We start from the raw sequence: 17,375 nt of genomic DNA on the forward strand, positions 1-17,375 counted from the left end.
CCGGTAGGGGTTCAGGCAAAGATTGTCTGTGACACTCTGGTGGTGGAAGGAGTGTCGGCAATGCGCAGAGCAGGATTCGCGACAGTGGTGGCGTGTGCGGTCGTGGTGGTCGCCAGCGGATGCGGCGGTTCGACATCCTCCGGTACCGCCACCCAATCCGGTGGGCCGACGGCGGCGACCACGACGACCGCCGACGGCGGCAATTCCGGCGGCACCACCCCGGAATCGACCGCGCCGCAACCGAATCCCAAACCCACCGACACCCCCATCGCCGCCTGCGCCCCCGGCCAGGTCGACGTCACCGCGCAGAACATGGGCGCGGCCACCAGCCACTACGGGCTGACCCTGGTCTTCTCCATCGCCAACCCCGCCCAGGCGTGCACCCTCACCGGCTACCCCGGCATGGACGAGATCACCGAAACCGGCGAGGTCGTGCACGCCGAACGGACGCTACGCGGATTCATCGGCGGGCTCCCCGAGGGCAATGACAAGGAACCCACGGTAGTGGTCAAGTCCGGCCACCCCGCCCGCGCCGTCGCCGAATCCGTCGCCTGCGGCGTGCTCGACAAACCCGACCCCAAGGTCGCGAAAGTCGAAGTCACCCCGCCCAACTCCACCGATACCCGGGTGATCGACAAGTCCCTCACCGTGTGCAATCTGAAGATCCACCCGGTCACCGAATAGCCGCGCGGTCAGTCCTGCTCGTTGTTGGCGAGGATGTCCCGGGCGAGGCTGAGGAACGGGTCGTCGAGCCAGGGGCAGGCCAGGGTGAGGCGGCAGAACGAGGACAGGATCGTCACCGGGCGGGTGCGGGCCGCCTCGCCCAGGTCGAGCATGCGGCGGCAGATCGCCATGCCGATATCGTCGCGGGTGTCGGGATGGGTCCAGGCGACCGCGATGAGAGCGAGCGCGGCGGCCTCGCAGACCCAGTCCTCCGGGCCGCGGAGCAAATCGAAAAGTACCGTGCGGCGGGTGGATTCGTACCAAGGTTCGGCGACGCGGTGGTGGGCGATACCCAAGGATGCGGCGACCTGCACGGCGCGGACCCACATGTCGGGGTAGCGCGCGGTGAAGGCGCGGGTCTCGTCGTCCGCGGGGGCGGGCGGGTGGACCAGGGTGGCGATCAGGTCCGGTAGGGGTACGTCGGACAGTGCGACCGCGTGATCGTAGGCGGCGGGCAAGTGGGGCCAGCGCAATTGGGTTGTGCGCCGGACGGTCTCGGCCGACTCGCGGGCCGGGGCGGGGACGGTGCGCTCGGCGATCATGGCATCGCCGGGGTAGCGCCAGACGGCGACACCCGACGGATTCCATTCGGGGGAGGGGAGTCTCGGGTCCGGATGACCGGCGTCCGAGACGGTGAGCTCGGCGCGGGGCAGCACGGAAAGCAGGGTCATCATGGCGCTCGGCGGCTCGACGCCGGAAACGGTGCCCTCGAACGACAGGTCCCGATGCTCGGGCTGCTCGGCGAGGATCTGATGCAGCAGGTTCACCAGTGATTCGGTCGCGCCGTCGACGTGGCCGAGCCATGGTGTGTCCCAGGAGAATCGGGCCAGCAGATCGCCCGCGTAGTGATGGTCGGGATGGTCGCGGAGGTGGTCGGCGAGCGCCAGCAGATGGCGGGGGTCGCGGTCCATGCGATAGCGCAGGCCCAGGAGTGCGGGCGCGGCCTTCTCGTGTGCCGGTGACTTGGCCGAAACCTCTTCCAGCCAAGGCAATCCCAGCTCCAGGCGGCCGGTGTCGGCATACAGCTCGGCCAGATCGACGTGCAGGTACACGTCGGACGGATCCCGCCGCAGGTAGTCGGACCACACCGCGATCGCATCGTCGGCCCGGCCGATCGACCTGTACACGTGGCCCAGCATCACACTCGAGAGCCGGTCCGGATCGCGGCGATGCGCCCGCACCGCCCAGGATTCGGCACGATCGAACGCGGTGAAGCGGCGAGCCAGCGCAGAACCCAACGCGAGCAGCCGATTATCCTCGGCTTGCCGCTCGACGGCGGCGCACAGCAGCGCGAACAGCGGCCCGAGCGGATCCCGCAGCTCCTCCGGAACCGGTTCGGGCAGTGCCCGATTGAGCGTGATCAGCCCGTAGAGCACCGTCTCACCGCTCAGTGCCTCGGCGAGCCCGTCGCACCCGAGCCACGGCACCCGCGCCCACGGCAGACTCGGCTCGAAGGCTGCGAGCTGAGCGAGCAGCGACACCGCCTCATCCCACTGCCCGGCGGCGGCCAGCAGATGCGCACGCGCGGCCATCGACCCCGCATACGGCCGCTCCATCGGATACAACCCCAATGCCGCCTCGACCCCACCCGCCGCCACGGCGAGCTGCGCCAGCACCTCATGCGCCTCCGGCAGCGCGGGCTCGGTATTCAGCGCATCCGCGACATGATCCGCCGCATGCGCCAGATCACCGCTGTCGAGCGCCAGCACCGCGACCGAAACCTCGCCTCGCGCTTCCGAAACCACCACACCACTCCCCGCATATCGACTCGGCCGATTCGACCTTCGCGCACATGATCTCCGACCACGTCGCCCTTCGCCCGCCGAGGTGCTTGCTCGATGAGATCCGCCAGGGCTCAGTGGGTTTCGAGAGCCGGGCTCGGCAGACTGGAGCGTACCCTCGGTGCCCGATCCGCCACCCCGCAGGTCGGTGGGCAGCAGCCGCCGGGGCGGTGTGGGCCTGCGACCCCTGGTCACGCCGCGACCCCCTTGCCGATCTCGCGCGGCACGACTCGTCACGCGCCGTGCATGCCGCGCAGCACGACCACTTGTCCTTGGTTCGACGACCGGCCTCGGGAACTGGTGCGCCAGCATGGCCGGGACGGCCGCGGACAGAGCGAGTTTCGGCCCGGGGCATGGCGGAATGATCGTCGGCTATCGGATGTGGCGGGGCAAGGTCTGCGGCAGACTGGGGCGGTGACGAATCTCAGCAAAGGCGCCAATGTGCCGGTGTCCGCGTCCGCCGTGCGTGCGGTGGTGGGCTGGTCGGGTGGGGCCGGGGTGCCCGATATCGACGCGTCGGCGCTGCTGCTGACCGCATCCGGGAAGGTGCGCAGCGATGCGGATTTCGTGTTCTACAACCAGCCGAGGCATATCAGCGGGGCGGTGCAGTATCCGGGGAAGCAAGGCACAGCCGATGCCGTCGAGGTGAATCTGGCCGGGGTTGAGGCGGATATCGAGCGGATCGCATTGTGCGCGTCCGCCGACGGCGGGACCTTCGGGCAGGTGCCCGGGCTACATCTGCGATTGCTCGACGCCGCCGGGGGATCCGAGATCGCCAGGTTCGATATCGCCGCCGGGCCGGAGACCGCCATGCTGTGCGGCGAGCTCTACCGGCGCGCGGGCACGTGGAAGTTCCGCGCCGTCGGGCAAGGGTGGTCCAGCGGATTGGCCGGACTGGCAACGGATTTCGGGATCACCGTCGACGAGGCACCGCCACAGCCGATTCCGACCGCGCCCCAGCCCACTCCCCAGATGCCGCCTGGTCAGTACCCAGCGCCCGGTCAGTTCGCGCCGCCCTCCCCGGGCGGGTTCGCGCCACCTCCGCCTGTGGGGCAGTACCCGCCGCCAGTGCCCTCCGGGCAGTTCCCACCACCGGCACCCGCCGGGCAGTATCCGCCGCCACCAGGGCAGTTCGCGCCTGCGCCACCCGCCGGGCACCCTGCGCCGCCCGCGCCTCCGTCGCCCGGTGGCCCCGGGATCCGGCTGACCAAGGGGGAGGAGCGGCTGCCCATCGATATGCGGAAGCGGTTGTCGCTGCGCAAGGAGCAGGTCGCGGTCAATCTCGCCAAGCGTGGCATGCAAGGACTGACCGCACGAGTGGTGCTGGTGCTGGATGCTTCTGGGTCGATGACGCAGCTCTACAAGAAGCGGGTCGTGCATCGGGTGGTGGAGCGGATGGCGGCGGTGGCCGCGCAGCTCGATGACAACGGGAGCATGCAGGCGTGGACCTTCGCCACCGAGGCGGCGCGGCTGCCCGATCTGAACATCGGGGAGCTGCCGCAGTGGCTGGAACTGCATGTGCGCGTGGGCGAGATGGGGCTCTTCGGGCGTCGGCGACCGCCGCAACTGCATCCCGGGCAGGTGGACATGCGCGCCATCGGCTTCTCCAACGATGAGCCGAAAGCCATTGCGCAGGTGCGTGATTACGTCCGCCGGGAGCCGCTGCCCATGCCGACGCTGGTGCTGTTCTTCTCCGACGGCGGGGTGCACAGGAATCGGGAGATCGAACACGAATTGCGTTCGGCGGTGGAGGAACCGATCTTCTGGCAGTTCATCGGGCTGGGTCAGCGCGGCGGATACGGCGTGCTCGAGCAGCTCGACACCATGGGCGGCCGCCGGGTCGACAATGTGGGGTTCTTCGCCGTGGACGATATCGACAAGATCAGCGATGCGGAGCTTTACGATCGGCTGCTGGCGGAGTTCCCGTCCTGGATCACGGCTGCGGCACGCGCGGGGATTCTGCGCTGACGGCAAGCAACTCCCGGCAGGCGGTCAGCAGGCGGGTTCGTAGGGTCTCGGCGCGGGCGGCGATATCCGCCTGCGCCCGGACGTATTCGGCTCGGCCGGAGGGGGTTTCGATCCGGATCGGTTCGTAGCCGAACTCCAACAGGTCGTACGGGCTGGCCTTCATATCGAGTTCGCGGGCCGCGCACGCCAGTTCGAAGGCATTGAACAACAGGTCGGAGCCGATCAAGGGGGTGAGTTTGAAACCCCACTTGTAGATGTCCATATTGGCGTGCAGGCAGCCGGGCTGCTCGCGGTCGACCTGGAGTTCACGGGTGAGGGGCTCGATATTGAGCGGCACCGCTTCGGGGGTGAAGAACCGGAAGGCATCGAAATGGGTGCAGCGCAGTTGCATCGATTCGACGACCGCGTCGGTGCCCGCGGAGCCCAGGCGCAGCGGAACCTGCTGATGGCGCACATCGTCGGTGCGATAGACCATGGCCCACTCGTGCAGGCCGAAGCAGGACAGCTGAGCCGGGCGCGTGGCGGTGGCCGCCAGCAGGCGGGCGACGAATTCGACGGTGTCGCGGCGCTTTTCGAGGAACGCCGGGTCGGCGGTCCACCCGGTGAGCGGTGCGCCGACCTCGGCCGAGATCCGGTGGTAGCCACGGAATTCGGTGTACTCGGGAGCCTCGGCCAGGATGGTGCCGAAGCCGGGGTGCCAGCGCTTGAGCTGGGCGGGCTTGTGGCCGTAGTAGGTGAACAGGAAGTCGATCACCGGATGCTTCGAACCCGCCGCCCGCCGTTGCAGATACGGGCCGACCAGGGCATCGACCCGATCGCGGTGGGCGGCCGCCCGGCCCCGCCAGTCGGGGCCGGACAACCACTCGGATCCGGGTAGGTCGTTGTACACGTTCATCATTCGGCGAGGCGGTGGGTGGCGTCGCGGACGGTGCCCACGAACTCCTCCACCAGATCTTCCAGGGCCACGATGCCCACCGTATTGCCGCGGCTGTCGACCACACGGCCCAGGTGAGAGTTGGTGCGGCGCAGGCGAGCCAGCGCCTCGTACAACGTGGTGCCCATGGACAGAGTGGGCAGCGGGCGGATATCGGTGCGAGGGATCGGCGTACCGGGCCCCGCGTCATCGTCCGCGGTCAGGTCGAGGACATCCTTGACGTGCAGGTAGCCGACCAGCGAGCCGTCGGCCGCACGCACCGGATAACGCGAGAATCCCGTTTCGGCGACCGCGGATTCGATATCGCCGAGCGTGGTCCCGTCCCCGCGCAGCGGGACCGAGCGGAGCTCGGCCAGCGGCACCATCACATCGGCGACGATGCGATCGCTGGTGCCCAGCGCCTGGGTGAGGCGGCGATGCTCCTCCTCGTCCAGCAGTCCCTCCGACCGCGATTCACCGAACATCTCCGCCAGCTCCACCGACGACACCGTGGAATCCAGCTCGTCCTTCGGCTCGATCCGCAAGGCGCGCAAGGTCATATTGGCCGCGAAGTTGTAGACCGCGATCAACGGCTTGGCCAGCCGCAGCCACATCAGATGCAGCGGAACCAGCAGCAGCGCAGAACGTTCCGGCCCGGCCAGCGCGATGTTCTTCGGGATCATCTCGCCGAGCAGGATGTGCAGGATCACCACGATGGCCAGCGCCAGCGCGAACGAGATCGGATGCAGCAGCGAATCGGGCATGCCGAGCAGCTCGAACGGCTTCTCCAGCAGATGCGCCACCGCGGGCTCACCCACCCGGCCCAGCAAGATCGAGCAGATGGTGATGCCCAGCTGCGCGGCCGCCAGCATCATCGACAGATTCTGGCCCGCCTCGATCACCGTGTTGGCGCTGCGCTTGCCTTGTGCCGCAAGCGCTTCCAGCCGGTCGCGGCGCGCCGAGATGAGCGCGAACTCCGCGCCCACGAAGAACGCGTTGCCCAGCAACAGCAGGAAGGTCAGCAGGACGGCGTACAGGTCACCCATGGCTGTGCTCCCAGCTCGCGAGGGCCTCGGCGTCGACCGGGCGGATCAGGACGCGGTCGATGCGACGGCCGTCCATGCGCTCCACGGTGGCGATCCAGCCGCCGGTGGTCTCCGGATCGAGCAGATTGGCCGGCTGCGGCAGCAGGACCTCATCGCCCGCCACCGGGATCCGGCCCAGCCGGGTCAGCACCAGACCGCCGAGGGTTTCGTATTCGCCTTCGGGCGCGTCGTATCCGGTGGCGCGGGAGACCTCGTCGATGCGCAGCAGCCCCGAGCAATTCCAGCCGGTCGGGGTGCGGCGCACGTCGAGTTCCTCCTCGTCGTGCTCGTCGCGCACATCGCCGAGGATCTCCTCGATCAGATCCTCCATGGTGACGATGCCCGCGGTGCCGCCGTATTCGTCGACCACCAGCGCCACCTGCATGCCGTCGCGGCGCACCCGATCGAGCACCTCGTCACCGTCGAGGCTGGCGGGCACCACCGGCACCGGCTTGGCGATGGTCTTCAGCTTGATATTGCGGCGATCCTTCGCCGGATACACGAACACCTGCTTGACGTGCACGAACCCGAGCGTGTTGTCCAGATCGCCCTCGATGACGGGGAACCGGGAGTAGCCGGTCTCGCGCGCGGCATCGATCAGATCGGCGAGAGTGCAGTCCTGATCCAGGGATTCGATGGTCATGCGCGGGGTCATGAGCTCCTCCGCGGTGCGCTCACCGAACTGCAGCGAGCGATCCACCACCTGCGCGGTGCGCTGGTCCAGCACCCCGTGCAGCGCGGAAGTCCGCACCAGCGAACCCAATTCCTGCGGCGAGCGCGCCGAGCGCAGCTCCTCCGCCGGTTCGATGCCGACCTGGCGCACCGCCCAGTTGGCGGCGCCGTTCAGGAAGTTGATCATCCACTTGAACACCGTCGAGAACGCGATCATCGGCCCGGCGGTGAAGCGCGCCACCTCCAGCGGCGCGGCGATGGCGATGTTCTTGGGCACCAGCTCGCCGTAGATCATCGACAGCGAGGTCGCGATGATCAGCGCCAGCGCCAGCGAAATGCCATGGGAGGTACCGGCACTCACGCCGAACGCGTTGAACATCGGCTCCAGCAGGCGAGCCAGCACGGGCTCGGCGATATAACCGGTGATCAGCGTGGTGATGGTGATGCCCAGCTGCGCGCCCGAGAGCTGGAACGAGAGCGTGCGATGCGCACGGCGCACCTGGCGGGCCCGGCGGTCGCCCTCGCGGGCGTGGGCCTCCACGGTGGAGCGTTCCAGGGCGGTGAGCGAGAATTCGGCGGCGACGAAGAGCGCGGTGCCGGCGGTCAGGGCGATGAATCCGAGCAGACTGAGAACGGTGAGCAGAACCGACACGGTCAGCACCACCTGGCCGTTCGCACTACCGATAGAGCGGGGACGCCGGGTTTGTCACCCGGCTCGGTAGAGGAGCCCTCCTGTGAAGCGCCCTTGGACGCGGGTGACAACTGGTTCCTTTCGCAGGGGTTCGCTTGGCGGAATGTACGCCACGGGTACCCATTTTTGGGCCCGGTCAGGCCATGGTACCGGGAGGCTTTCACGGTTTCCGCACAGCGGGGCCGTATCACATGCCATGCCGCGCTGAATCACACGGCATCTCGTCATCCCGGCGTGCTTTTGGCCGGGATCCATATCGGTGCGGTGGATTCCGGCCAGGAACATGCCGGAATGACGGGGTAGTTGTGGCCCGCACACGCGAAACCCGGCGGATCCTCGCGACCCGCCGGGTTTCGGCTGTGCAGTACTAGCGGGTGATCACCAACCGGACGGCAGCGGACGGCCCTCGGCGAAACCGGCGGCCGACTGCACACCCAGCGTGGCGCGCTCGTGGAACTCCGCGAGCGTGCGCGCACCGGCGTAGGTGCAGGAGCTGCGCACACCGGAGGTGATGTGGTCGATCAGATCCTCGACACCGGGACGCTCGGGATCCAGGCGCATGCGCGAGGAGGAGATGCCCTCCTCGAACAGCGCCTTGCGGGCCCGGTCGAACGCCGAGTCGGTGGCGGTGCGGGCGGCCACGGCGCGCTTGGAGGCCATGCCGAAGGACTCCTTGTAGCGGTTGCCGTCACGGTCGACGCGCAGATCGCCGGGCGACTCGTAGGTGCCCGCGAACCAGGAACCGATCATCACGTTCGAGGCGCCGGCGGCCAGCGCCAGGGCGACGTCGCGCGGGTGGCGGACACCGCCGTCGGCCCACACGTGCTTGCCGAATTCCTTGGCGGCCGCGGCACATTCGGCCACGGCGGAGAACTGCGGGCGGCCCACGCCGGTCATCATGCGGGTGGTGCACATGGCGCCGGGGCCCACACCGACCTTGATGATGTCCGCGCCGGCCTCGATGAGATCGCGCACGCCCTCGGCGGCGACCACATTGCCCGCGACCAGCGGCACACCCAGATCCAGGGCCGCCACGGTGCGCAGCGCTTCGATCATCTTCTCCTGATGCCCGTGCGCGGTGTCCATCACCAGCACGTCGGCGCCCGCGTCGACCAGGGCCTTGGCCTTGGCCGGCACGTCACCGTTGATGCCGACGGCCGCGGCGATGCGCAGCTGGCCGTTGGCGTCGGTGGCCGGGGTGTAGATGCCGGTGCGAATCGCGCCGGTGCGGGTCATCACGCCCGCGAGGGTGCCGTCGGCATTGACCAGCACCGCGATATTGGTGTGCTTGGCCTCGAGCATGGCGAAGATGTCGCGCGGCTCGGTGTCGGCGGGAGCGGACACGAAGTTGGTGTCGGCGACGGTGCTGAGGCGGGCGAAGCGGTCGACGTCCGAGCAGGACGCCTCCGTCACCACGCCGACCGGCTTGCCGTTCTCGACCACGATGACCGCGCCGTGGGCACGCTTGTGGATGAGGGCCAGCGCATCGGAGACCGACTGCTCGGGATCCAGCACCACGGGGGTGTCGGCCGTGAGCGAGCGGCTCTTGACGAAGGCGATGGTGTCGGCGGCCGCGGGAATCGGAAGATCCTGCGGCAGCACCACGATGCCGCCCCGGCGGGCGACGGTCTCGGCCATGCGGCGGCCGGCGACGGCTGTCATATTGGCGACCACGAGCGGAATGGTCGTGCCGGTCCCATCCGTGGAGGAGAGATCGACATCGAACCGGGACGCCACATCCGTCCGGCGCGGGACGAGGAAGACGTCGTCGTAGGTCAGGTCATAGGGCGGAGTCTGCCCGGGAAGAAACTGCACGTTGTTCGACGCTCCATAGGTTGACGTGGGAATATGCCTGTATCCGTGCTCCGATAGCAGGTCTATAGCACGTTTTGAAGTCGCCAACGTGTTGGTAACTTCTGACCTGGTGTCACGCACGCCAACCGAACATCCTACCCGTGCATTGCCGCGGTGTAGCAGCGAGCGTCGGCAGCAGCAGCACGTTGGACCATGTTGACGTCGTCTCCGGACTGGCCGGAGATTCCTGCTAGCGCCCTGTCGGGCGCTTTCGGTGGGTTCCTGCTTCACCGGCCGGTGCCGGGGCGAGCCCCGGACTTACCTGGTCTCCACAGGCGTTTAGCAGTCTCTCCGCCCGTCCGGCGGCGAGAACATTGTTCGACGCGTTCAGATCCCGATCCAGCACCGCCCCGCACGCCGGGCACGTCCACACCCGCACCGACAGCGGTTTCGGCCCGTCCCGGTGCCCGCACGGCGCGCAGATCTGTGAGGACGGATAGAACCGGTCCACCTTCGTGAAGTACCGCCTGACGCGGGCCGCTTTCTCCTCCAATAAGTGAAGGAAGATGCCCCAGCCCGCGTCGTGCACAGACTTCGCCAGCCGTGTTCGCGCCAGGCCCTTCACGCACAAGTCCTCGACATAGACCGCTTGATTTTCACGGACTATCGCCGTGGCCTGCTTGTGCGCCCAATCCCGGCGCGTATCAGCCACTCTCGCATGCGCCTTCGCCACCATGAGCCTGGCCTTGGCACGATTGGCTGAACCTTTCTGCTTGCGCGACAACGCTTTCTGCGCCCTCCGCAGCCTGCGCTCGGCGCGGCGCAGAAACCTGGGAGACTCGATCCGCTTACCGTCCGAGAGCACCGCGAACGTCTCGAGCCCCAGATCGATACCGACCTCGGGGTCCACCGGCGGCAGCGGCGCGTCGCCGACCTCGACAACGAACGACGCGAAAAACCGGCCCGCCGCATCCTTGATCACCGTCACCGACGACGGCTCGGCAGGAAGCTCCCGCGACCACGCGACCTTCACCTCCCCGATCTTGGGCAGCCGGAGCTTCTTGCCTGCGGTGACCGCGAAACGTGCATTGCGGGTAAACCGGACCGACTGCCGGTTGTCCCTGCGGGACCGGAACCGCGGCGAGGAGACCTTCGAGCCCTTGCGTTTACCGGTCACCGAGTCGAAGAAGTTGCGGTAGGCGCTGTTCAGATCCGCCAACGCCTGCTGTAACACCACCGCCGACACCTCGCCCAACCACGCCCGCTCCGGGGTCGCCTTAGCGGCGGTCAACCGTTTGGACAACTCCCCGTCAGGTATGTAGGGAAGTTTGTTCGCGAACGCCGCGCGGCGTTCGGCCAGTGCATCGTTGTACACCACCCGCGCGCACCCGAACGCCCGCGCCAGCGACTCCTGCTGACCCGGCGTGGGATACACCCGATATCGGTAACGCAACTGCACCACCGCAACACATCTGCACCCACCGACAACTTCACCAGACCCGCGCGGTCCAGGGCAGGCTCGAGCGGCGACCCTCCCCTTGGGGCCTTCATCACCGCTCTGAAGGGCAGCGCACTGGCCCGCGCCCTGGTAGCTGAATGCTGAGAGTTCGCGGTGCGTTGGGTGCAGAAATATGGGGAGCGGGCGTTGACGGTGTGCTCTACCTTCGCCACAGTGACTGATCTTGCGGCGCTCGCCGATCGACTGGACATCGGCGACACCATCACCAAACTCTTCGTCTACTGCGACCAGGCGCGCTGGTCGGACCTGCGCGAGTCGGTACTCGCCACCGAGGTGTACTTCGACAGCGGTTTCGGCGGACCGGTCGGGCCGCGGCCCGGCGGCGACATCGTCGACGACTGGGCCGCCGGGCTGGGCGCCCTCGACGCCGTGCATCACCAGTCGGGCAATCAGCTCATCGAGATCACCGGCGACACCGCGCTGGCGCATGCGGACGCCATCGCCGTGCACGTGAAGAACGATGCGCAGAACGGCACCACCCGGTGGTTCGTCGGCAGCTATGTGATCGGGCTGGAGCGCGGTGAGAAGGGCTGGCGCATCAACCGTTTCGAGTACACGTTGAAGGTCATCGACGGTAACGCCGACCTGACCTGAGCGGCGCTCACGCGGTGGGGATGAACAGCGCCTCGAAGGGCGGCTCACCCACCGCGACGGTCGTGTGACCGCGTCCTGCGGTGTCGGCGGCCAGCACCAGATCGCCGGGTGCGAAGCGTCGCCGCGCACCGTCGGAGGTGGTCACCTCGATCGCGCCGCGCAGCATGACCACCCACTGCCGGGCCGGGGCCGGATGCGGCTCGCTGTCGAAGCCGACGCTGCGCAGGTAGGAGACGCCGGTGGCCGAGGGCATGCCGCCGACCGCCATCGCGGGCACGCCGGGCGCGAGAGTTCGGTCCGTCAAAGGGATTTCGGCATCGGTGAATACGGACCCACCGTCGGTGGTGGAGTCGATCACGGTGTAGCTCAGGCTCTTTCGCTCGATCATGGTGCCGATGCTCGCCGGTTCGCGGACTGTCCGCGATTCCCCGGAGGGAATAGCGCGGACGCGAGTCCCGGTCGTCGTGCCGGACGGTTCAGCCGGTGGTTCGACAGTCCTGGCGTGTGGTTGCCGGAAAATTGCTATAGCCTCGCGAGGGCTCCGAGTTATCTCAATCTCGTCCGATTTGCCGGGAAAACTCGCCGGATTTCGCGGGCGTGTCGTAGGGACATCCAAACGTGTTGGCGTCAACGGGAAGTACGGCGCGCACCCGGCTTCCGCTTCTTGTTGTGCGGACGGCTCTCACCCTTGGGTCGCGTCCACACCCGAGGCTGCTCGCGCGCATCCCGTTGGGCCTTCACCGGCGTCGACGGATCGGACACCGGACGACCCGAAGGGCGGCGGGCACCGGTGATCTCCGCGAGCCGCCGATCACCCGGCCGCACCTCCACCTCGGTGAGCGTGAGACCGGCGAGCCGGGCCAACTGCGCGGCCTCGTCGGCGTTGTCAGGGGTCACGATGGTGACCACCGTGCCGGAGGCGCCGGCGCGGGCGGTCCGACCGGTCCGGTGCAGGTAGTCCTTCGGATCGGCGGGCAGGTCGACGTGCACGACCAGCGAGACATCGTCGATGTGCAGCCCGCGTGCGGCCACATCGGTGGCGACCAGCACGGGGGCGGTCCCGTCCGCGAACGCGGCGAGGGTTCGGGTGCGCTGGTTCTGCACCTTGCCGCCATGCAGCGCGACCGCACCGATGCCCTCCTCCCGCAGCTTTCGCGCCAGCTTGTCCGCCCCGTACTGGGTCTTCACGAACAGCAGCGTGCGCCCGGCCCGCGCCGCGATCTCGGTGACGACCAGACGCTTGTCGGTCCGCCGCACCCGCAGCGCGTAGTGGGCGATATCGGGGACCGCGCGCCCGGCACCGGCGTTGTCGGCCGGTGAACCCGAATCCGTCACTGCGAGAGCTGGATCCGTGTCCAGCACAGTCGCGGCGACGGGGCGAGCATCGGACTCGTCGCCGGCAGGCCCCGTGCCGACCGAATGCCAGGCCGGATCGCGCAGGTAACGTTGCGCCAGTTCGTCGATCGCGCCGTCGAGGGTCGCCGAGAACAGCAATTGCTGAGCGTCGGCGGGCACCTTGTTGAGCAAAGCCGTGAGCTGGGGTAGGAAGCCGAGTTCGGCCATGTGGTCGGCCTCGTCCACGGTGACCACTCGAATGTCGGTCAGCGCCACGGCCTTCCGCCCGAGCAGGTCGGTCAATCGGCCGGGCGTCGCGATGACCACGTCCACGCCGCGTGCCAGCCGCTCCTCCTGCTTCTTGATCGGCAGCCCGCCGACCGCGGTGGCCAAGCGCAGGCCGAGTGCGAGCGCGGGCTCGTCCAGGGCCGATTCGATCTGCATGGCCAGTTCCCGGGTCGGCGCCAGGATCAGGCCGCGCGGTCGCTTCGGCTGGCTCGGCGCGCCGAACAGCCGGGCCAGCAGCGGCAGACCGAACGCGAGGGTCTTGCCGGAACCCGTGGCGGCCTGCCCCAGCACATCGCACCCGGCCAGGATGTCCGGAATCACCGCGCGCTGAACCGGGAACGGTTTGTCTATCCCGTTGCGCCGCAGTGCCTGCACCAAGACCACGGGCAGCCCGAGATCGGCGAAATTCGCCGCGGTGAGCCTCGCGAGGTCCGGCGTGCGGACCCCGGTGTCGCTCACGGGTTCGGGGGACGAGGGCTCGGCGGTGGGCGACGCGTCGGTGTGGATTTCGGCCTCCTGGGCTGGATTCGGGTGCGTTCGGGATGCGGGCAGGGCGGAACCCGCCGCGCCCGAGTCGGATTCGGGGACGTGCGGGTGGGGATCAGGCACGGCTGACCAGTCGGCTGAGTTCGACCAGCCAGGGGATGGCCACCGCGAGGGTGGGGACCACGAGGATGGCCATCGCCGCCAGATACGCGGCGACGGCGATGCGCAGGTCGCCGATGGGACCGGCGAGCCGCTGGATGCGGATCAGGGTGGTGGGGCCGCCGACGGCCATCGCACCCTGCGGGGCAGGCGAATTCGAACAGGCCACCAGGGCGCGGGCCAGGGGAGTGGGCCCGGTGACCTTCACCGCGGAATCGTCGGCGAGCAGTTCGATGAGCAGCTTCACCGAGTCCAGCGCGGATTTCGAGCGCACCACCCGCGGGAACGCCTCGTGCGCGGCGGTGAACGCCTCGAGCACCAGGTCGTGGCGGGCGCGCAGGTGGGAGCGCTCGTGGCTGACGATGGCGGTCAGTTCTTTTTCGGACAGGTTCGTGACGGTGCCTTGGCTGAGCACCACGCGCTGGCGAATGCCGGGCAGGCAGTAGGCGATCGGCTCGGTGGCCGCCAGCACCCGGATATCGGCCGCCTTGCGTTGCACGCTGGACTGATCGAGCAGGTCGACCAGCATGCGATGGCGGGCGCGACGACGCCGGGTGTGGATGCCGACCCGGATCACCGACCAGATGAGCCGGGCACCGACCAGCAGGGTGAGCGCGAAGACGAACACCAGCGCCAGCCACAGCGGCAGACCGAGCGCGTCGATCTCCTTGCTGGGCGTGGTGGTGGGGCGGCCGTCCGCGCCGGGCACCAGCAGCCGCGAGGCGATGGCGAGTCCGGAACCGAAGGCGGACAGCACCGCCGCCAGCGCGATCGCCTGCCAAAGCACCAGCGCCGCACGGGGACTGCGATAGGGCCAGGTCGCCCGGCTGAGCAGCGCTGGCACCGGTCCCGCCAACAACAGGGCGAGACCGGCGAATACCGGCGCTGTCCAGTCCAATGTCCTCAGCTCACTGCGTTGTGGGGCTCGGGCCGAGGATACGGCTATTTGGACTCGGGTTTGTCCTTGCGCGCGACCTCGGTGGCTTCGAGCTTAGCGAGTGCATCGCGCAATGCGGCAGCCTCATCCGCACCCACCTGTTCGACGAAGTGCACCAGGGCGGCCCGGCGGCTGCCCACCTCATCGGCTTGCTGCAGCGCGTCGAACATCAGACTGGCGACGAGCTCGTCGCGAGTGTGCACCGGGGCGTAGCGATGCGCGCGGTCATCACGCTGCTGGACCACCAGATTCTTCTTCGCCAAGCGCTGCAGAACGGTCATCACCGTGGTGTACGCGAGTTCACGACGTGCAGCGAGTGCTTCATGGACCTGCCGGACCGTTTGCGGTTCGTCGGCCGACCACAACTGGTCCATGACCGCTTTCTCGAGTTCACCAAGACCTGCCATTCCACAAGTTTACGGAGACAACGACAGGAATGCGTACTACAGGTCGTCGTAACCGGGTGGTAGCTGGTGTGGGATTCCTCATACCCCGGCGTCGACCGGCATATCTGCGAGCGCGGACGCGTGCACGTGGCGGGCGCCGATCGGGACGATCATCGGTCGACCCGACACCGGATCCTCGAGCACCTCGGCACGCAGGCCGAAAACCTCGCGCAGAAGATCGGCGGTAATGATGTCGGCGGGCAGGCCCTGGGCGACGATGCGACCGGCGTGCATGACGATCAGTCGGTCGCTGTAGCGAATCGCGAGATTCAGATCGTGCAACACCATGACCACCGTGCGGCCGAAGTCGTCGTGCAGGCGATCCACCAGATCGAGAACCTCGAGCGAATGCGCGAGATCCAGATATGTGGTCGGCTCGTCGAGCAGCAGGATGTCGGTGCCCTGCGCCAGCGCCATGGAGATCCAGGCCCGCTGCCGCTGGCCGCCGGAGAGTTCGTCGAGGGTGCGCCCCGCCAGATCCGCGATGCCGGTCTGTTCCAGCGCGGTCGCCACTTCGGCCTCGTCGTCAGCCGACCACTGCCGCAGCCACGACTGATGCGGATGCCGTCCCCGCGCCACCAGATCCGCCACGGTCAACCCTTCCGGCGCGACCGGCGTCTGGGGCAGCATGCCGACGATCCGGGCGACGTCCTTGGTCTTCATGGTGGAGATGGCCTTGCCGTCCAACAGGACCCGGCCGGACTTGGGACGGAGGAGTCGACCCAGCGAGCGCAGCAGCGTCGACTTGCCGCAGCCGTTGGGACCGATGACGGTGGTGATGAGCCCGGGCTCGATATCGACCGACAGCCCGTCCACGATGACCCGCTCGCCGTAGCCGAGGGTGATGTTTTCCGCAGCGAGAGTCACAGGGTGGCCTTCCGATTGGCGCGAACGAGCAGGTAGAGCAGGAACGGTCCGCCGACCGCCGCGGTGACCACACCGACCGGCAGAGAGACGGGAAAGGCGGTGCGCGCGAGCAGGTCCGCGCCGACCACAGCGATGGCTCCGACCAAGGCGGAGGCGATGATCGGCTCACCGGGGGTGCGCAGGAGCCGCCGTGCGATCTGCGGCGCGGCCAGGCCGACGAAGCCGAGCGGGCCGACCGCCGCGGTCGCCAGCGCCGCGCAGACGACCGCGGCCGCAATGAGAATCGCCTGCTGGGTCTGAATTCGGACGCCGAGGACCCGGGTGGTGTCGGTGCCGAATCGCAAGGTCGCCAGTGTCCGGGCGGATCCGGCCGTCACGAGTAGCGCCAGTCCGAGCCCGATCGAAGCGGGGATCAGGGTCGACCAGTCCGCGGCATTGAGCGAGCCCGTCAACCACTGTTGCGCGTGCGCGGCATCGGTCAGCGTCGCCCGCGTCAGCAGCCAGCTCACCACCGACAGCAGGGCCGCGTTCACGCCGATTCCGATGAGTACCAACCGGAATCCCATGACCCCGCTGTCCCCGGTCGTGGTCCGGCCCCAGGCCAGCAGGTAGATGACCACGGCCGTGAGGAGCCCGCCGATCAGCGCGGCCGCCGAAACACCCAGCGCCGCCGTGGTACCGGTGGCGACGCCGCCCATGCCGACGAGCACCGCGACCGCCCCGCAACTGGCACCCGAGGTGATGCCCAGCAGATCCGGGCTGGCCAGCGGATTGTGCAGAATCGACTGCGTCACCGCCCCGGCCAACCCGAGCGCGGCACCGACCACCACCGCGGTCAATGCCCGCGGCAGCCGCGAATCCATGATGACGAACCGCTGCGCCCGCGTTCCCCCGCCGCCCAGCACATCCAGCACCCTGCCGATCGGAATCCTGAACTCGCCCAGCGCGATATCCAGCGCGAACAGCCCGAAGAGCAAGGCCACGAGCCCGATCACCGTCAGCAGCGCACCGACACGCAGCACAGTCGAGAGTTTCCCGACCCGTAGCGCGGGCCGAACAGCGTGCAATGTCGCCGATTTCGTGCCGGAGGCAGCGTTTGCCGACGGGTCGCCAGGGC

15 protein-coding genes are annotated in these 17,375 nt (G+C 68.4%); 3 read left to right on the plus strand and 12 right to left on the minus strand.

Annotated features, from left to right (window positions below):
- Positions 1-60: 60 nt before the first annotated feature.
- Entirely contained in the window at positions 61-684 is a 624-nt protein-coding gene (locus ON43_RS43710; RefSeq protein WP_083913431.1) for a DUF4232 domain-containing protein, read from the plus strand.
- 8 nt (positions 685-692) lie between these two features.
- Here the strand turns inward: ON43_RS43710 and ON43_RS15190 are convergent, their stop codons facing one another.
- Positions 693-2,468: a tetratricopeptide repeat protein gene (locus ON43_RS15190; RefSeq protein ID WP_157514045.1), complete on the minus strand. Its 1,776-nt coding sequence runs from the start codon at positions 2,466-2,468 to the stop codon at positions 693-695.
- 450 nt (positions 2,469-2,918) lie between these two features.
- On the opposite strand from ON43_RS15190, the gene ON43_RS15195 reads away from it, so the two are divergent.
- Positions 2,919-4,472, plus strand: a complete 1,554-nt coding sequence (locus ON43_RS15195; protein ID WP_040807962.1) for a VWA domain-containing protein — start codon at positions 2,919-2,921, stop codon at positions 4,470-4,472.
- Here ON43_RS15195 and ON43_RS15200 read toward each other — a convergent pair.
- The 5 genes from ON43_RS15200 to ON43_RS15220 all read right to left on the minus strand — a co-directional run bounded on the left by ON43_RS15200 (position 4,438) and on the right by ON43_RS15220 (position 11,089).
- On the minus strand, positions 4,438-5,370 hold the full coding sequence (locus tag ON43_RS15200) for a 3-methyladenine DNA glycosylase (RefSeq protein ID WP_245568599.1): 933 nt from the start codon (positions 5,368-5,370) through the stop codon (positions 4,438-4,440). The genes ON43_RS15195 and ON43_RS15200 overlap by 35 nt on opposite strands.
- Complete coding sequence (locus ON43_RS15205; RefSeq protein WP_040807963.1) at positions 5,367-6,431, minus strand: hemolysin family protein; 1,065 nt, start codon at positions 6,429-6,431, stop codon at positions 5,367-5,369. Before ON43_RS15205 ends, ON43_RS15200 begins: the two co-directional genes overlap by 4 nt.
- Positions 6,424-7,794, minus strand: a complete 1,371-nt coding sequence (locus ON43_RS15210; RefSeq protein ID WP_040808170.1) for a hemolysin family protein — start codon at positions 7,792-7,794, stop codon at positions 6,424-6,426. The genes ON43_RS15205 and ON43_RS15210 overlap by 8 nt, the downstream gene beginning before the upstream one ends.
- A gap of 417 nt (positions 7,795-8,211) precedes the next feature.
- Entirely contained in the window at positions 8,212-9,648 is a 1,437-nt protein-coding gene (locus tag ON43_RS15215) for a GuaB1 family IMP dehydrogenase-related protein (protein ID WP_040807964.1), read from the minus strand.
- 229 nt (positions 9,649-9,877) lie between these two features.
- Positions 9,878-11,089 (minus strand): RNA-guided endonuclease InsQ/TnpB family protein, encoded by a 1,212-nt coding sequence (locus ON43_RS15220; RefSeq protein WP_245568600.1) that lies wholly within the window; start codon positions 11,087-11,089, stop codon positions 9,878-9,880.
- Positions 11,090-11,299: 210 nt separating this feature from the next.
- Here ON43_RS15220 and ON43_RS15225 point away from each other — a divergent pair, with 210 nt between their 5' ends.
- The gene (locus ON43_RS15225; RefSeq protein WP_040807966.1) at positions 11,300-11,740 is read left to right on the plus strand and encodes a nuclear transport factor 2 family protein; all 441 of its coding nucleotides are present in this window, start codon (positions 11,300-11,302) and stop codon (positions 11,738-11,740) included.
- 7 nt (positions 11,741-11,747) lie between these two features.
- On the opposite strand, the gene ON43_RS42520 is transcribed toward ON43_RS15225, so the two are convergent.
- The 6 genes from ON43_RS42520 to ON43_RS15255 form a co-directional block, all read right to left on the minus strand.
- The gene (locus ON43_RS42520; RefSeq protein WP_051178472.1) at positions 11,748-12,128 is read right to left on the minus strand and encodes a cupin domain-containing protein; all 381 of its coding nucleotides are present in this window, start codon (positions 12,126-12,128) and stop codon (positions 11,748-11,750) included.
- 239 nt (positions 12,129-12,367) lie between these two features.
- Positions 12,368-13,972, minus strand: a complete 1,605-nt coding sequence (locus ON43_RS15235) for a DEAD/DEAH box helicase (protein ID WP_373283447.1) — start codon at positions 13,970-13,972, stop codon at positions 12,368-12,370.
- Positions 13,965-14,906 (minus strand): M56 family metallopeptidase, encoded by a 942-nt coding sequence (locus ON43_RS15240; RefSeq protein WP_040807967.1) that lies wholly within the window; start codon positions 14,904-14,906, stop codon positions 13,965-13,967. The genes ON43_RS15235 and ON43_RS15240 overlap by 8 nt, the downstream gene beginning before the upstream one ends.
- Before the next feature lie 44 nt (positions 14,907-14,950).
- Positions 14,951-15,352 (minus strand): BlaI/MecI/CopY family transcriptional regulator, encoded by a 402-nt coding sequence (locus ON43_RS15245; RefSeq protein WP_040807969.1) that lies wholly within the window; start codon positions 15,350-15,352, stop codon positions 14,951-14,953.
- 78 nt (positions 15,353-15,430) lie between these two features.
- Positions 15,431-16,258 carry an ABC transporter ATP-binding protein gene (locus ON43_RS15250; RefSeq protein WP_040807970.1) on the minus strand — a complete coding sequence of 276 codons (828 nt, stop codon included), beginning with the start codon at positions 16,256-16,258 and terminating at the stop codon, positions 15,431-15,433.
- Positions 16,255-17,280, minus strand: coding sequence for a FecCD family ABC transporter permease (locus ON43_RS15255; protein WP_245568601.1), 1,026 nt, complete (start codon positions 17,278-17,280; stop codon positions 16,255-16,257). Before ON43_RS15255 ends, ON43_RS15250 begins: the two co-directional genes overlap by 4 nt.
- Between the last annotated feature and the right edge of the window lie 95 nt (positions 17,281-17,375).

Source organism: Nocardia concava NBRC 100430 (assembly GCF_000308815.1).
In the GTDB taxonomy this organism is placed as follows: domain Bacteria; phylum Actinomycetota; class Actinomycetes; order Mycobacteriales; family Mycobacteriaceae; genus Nocardia; species Nocardia concava.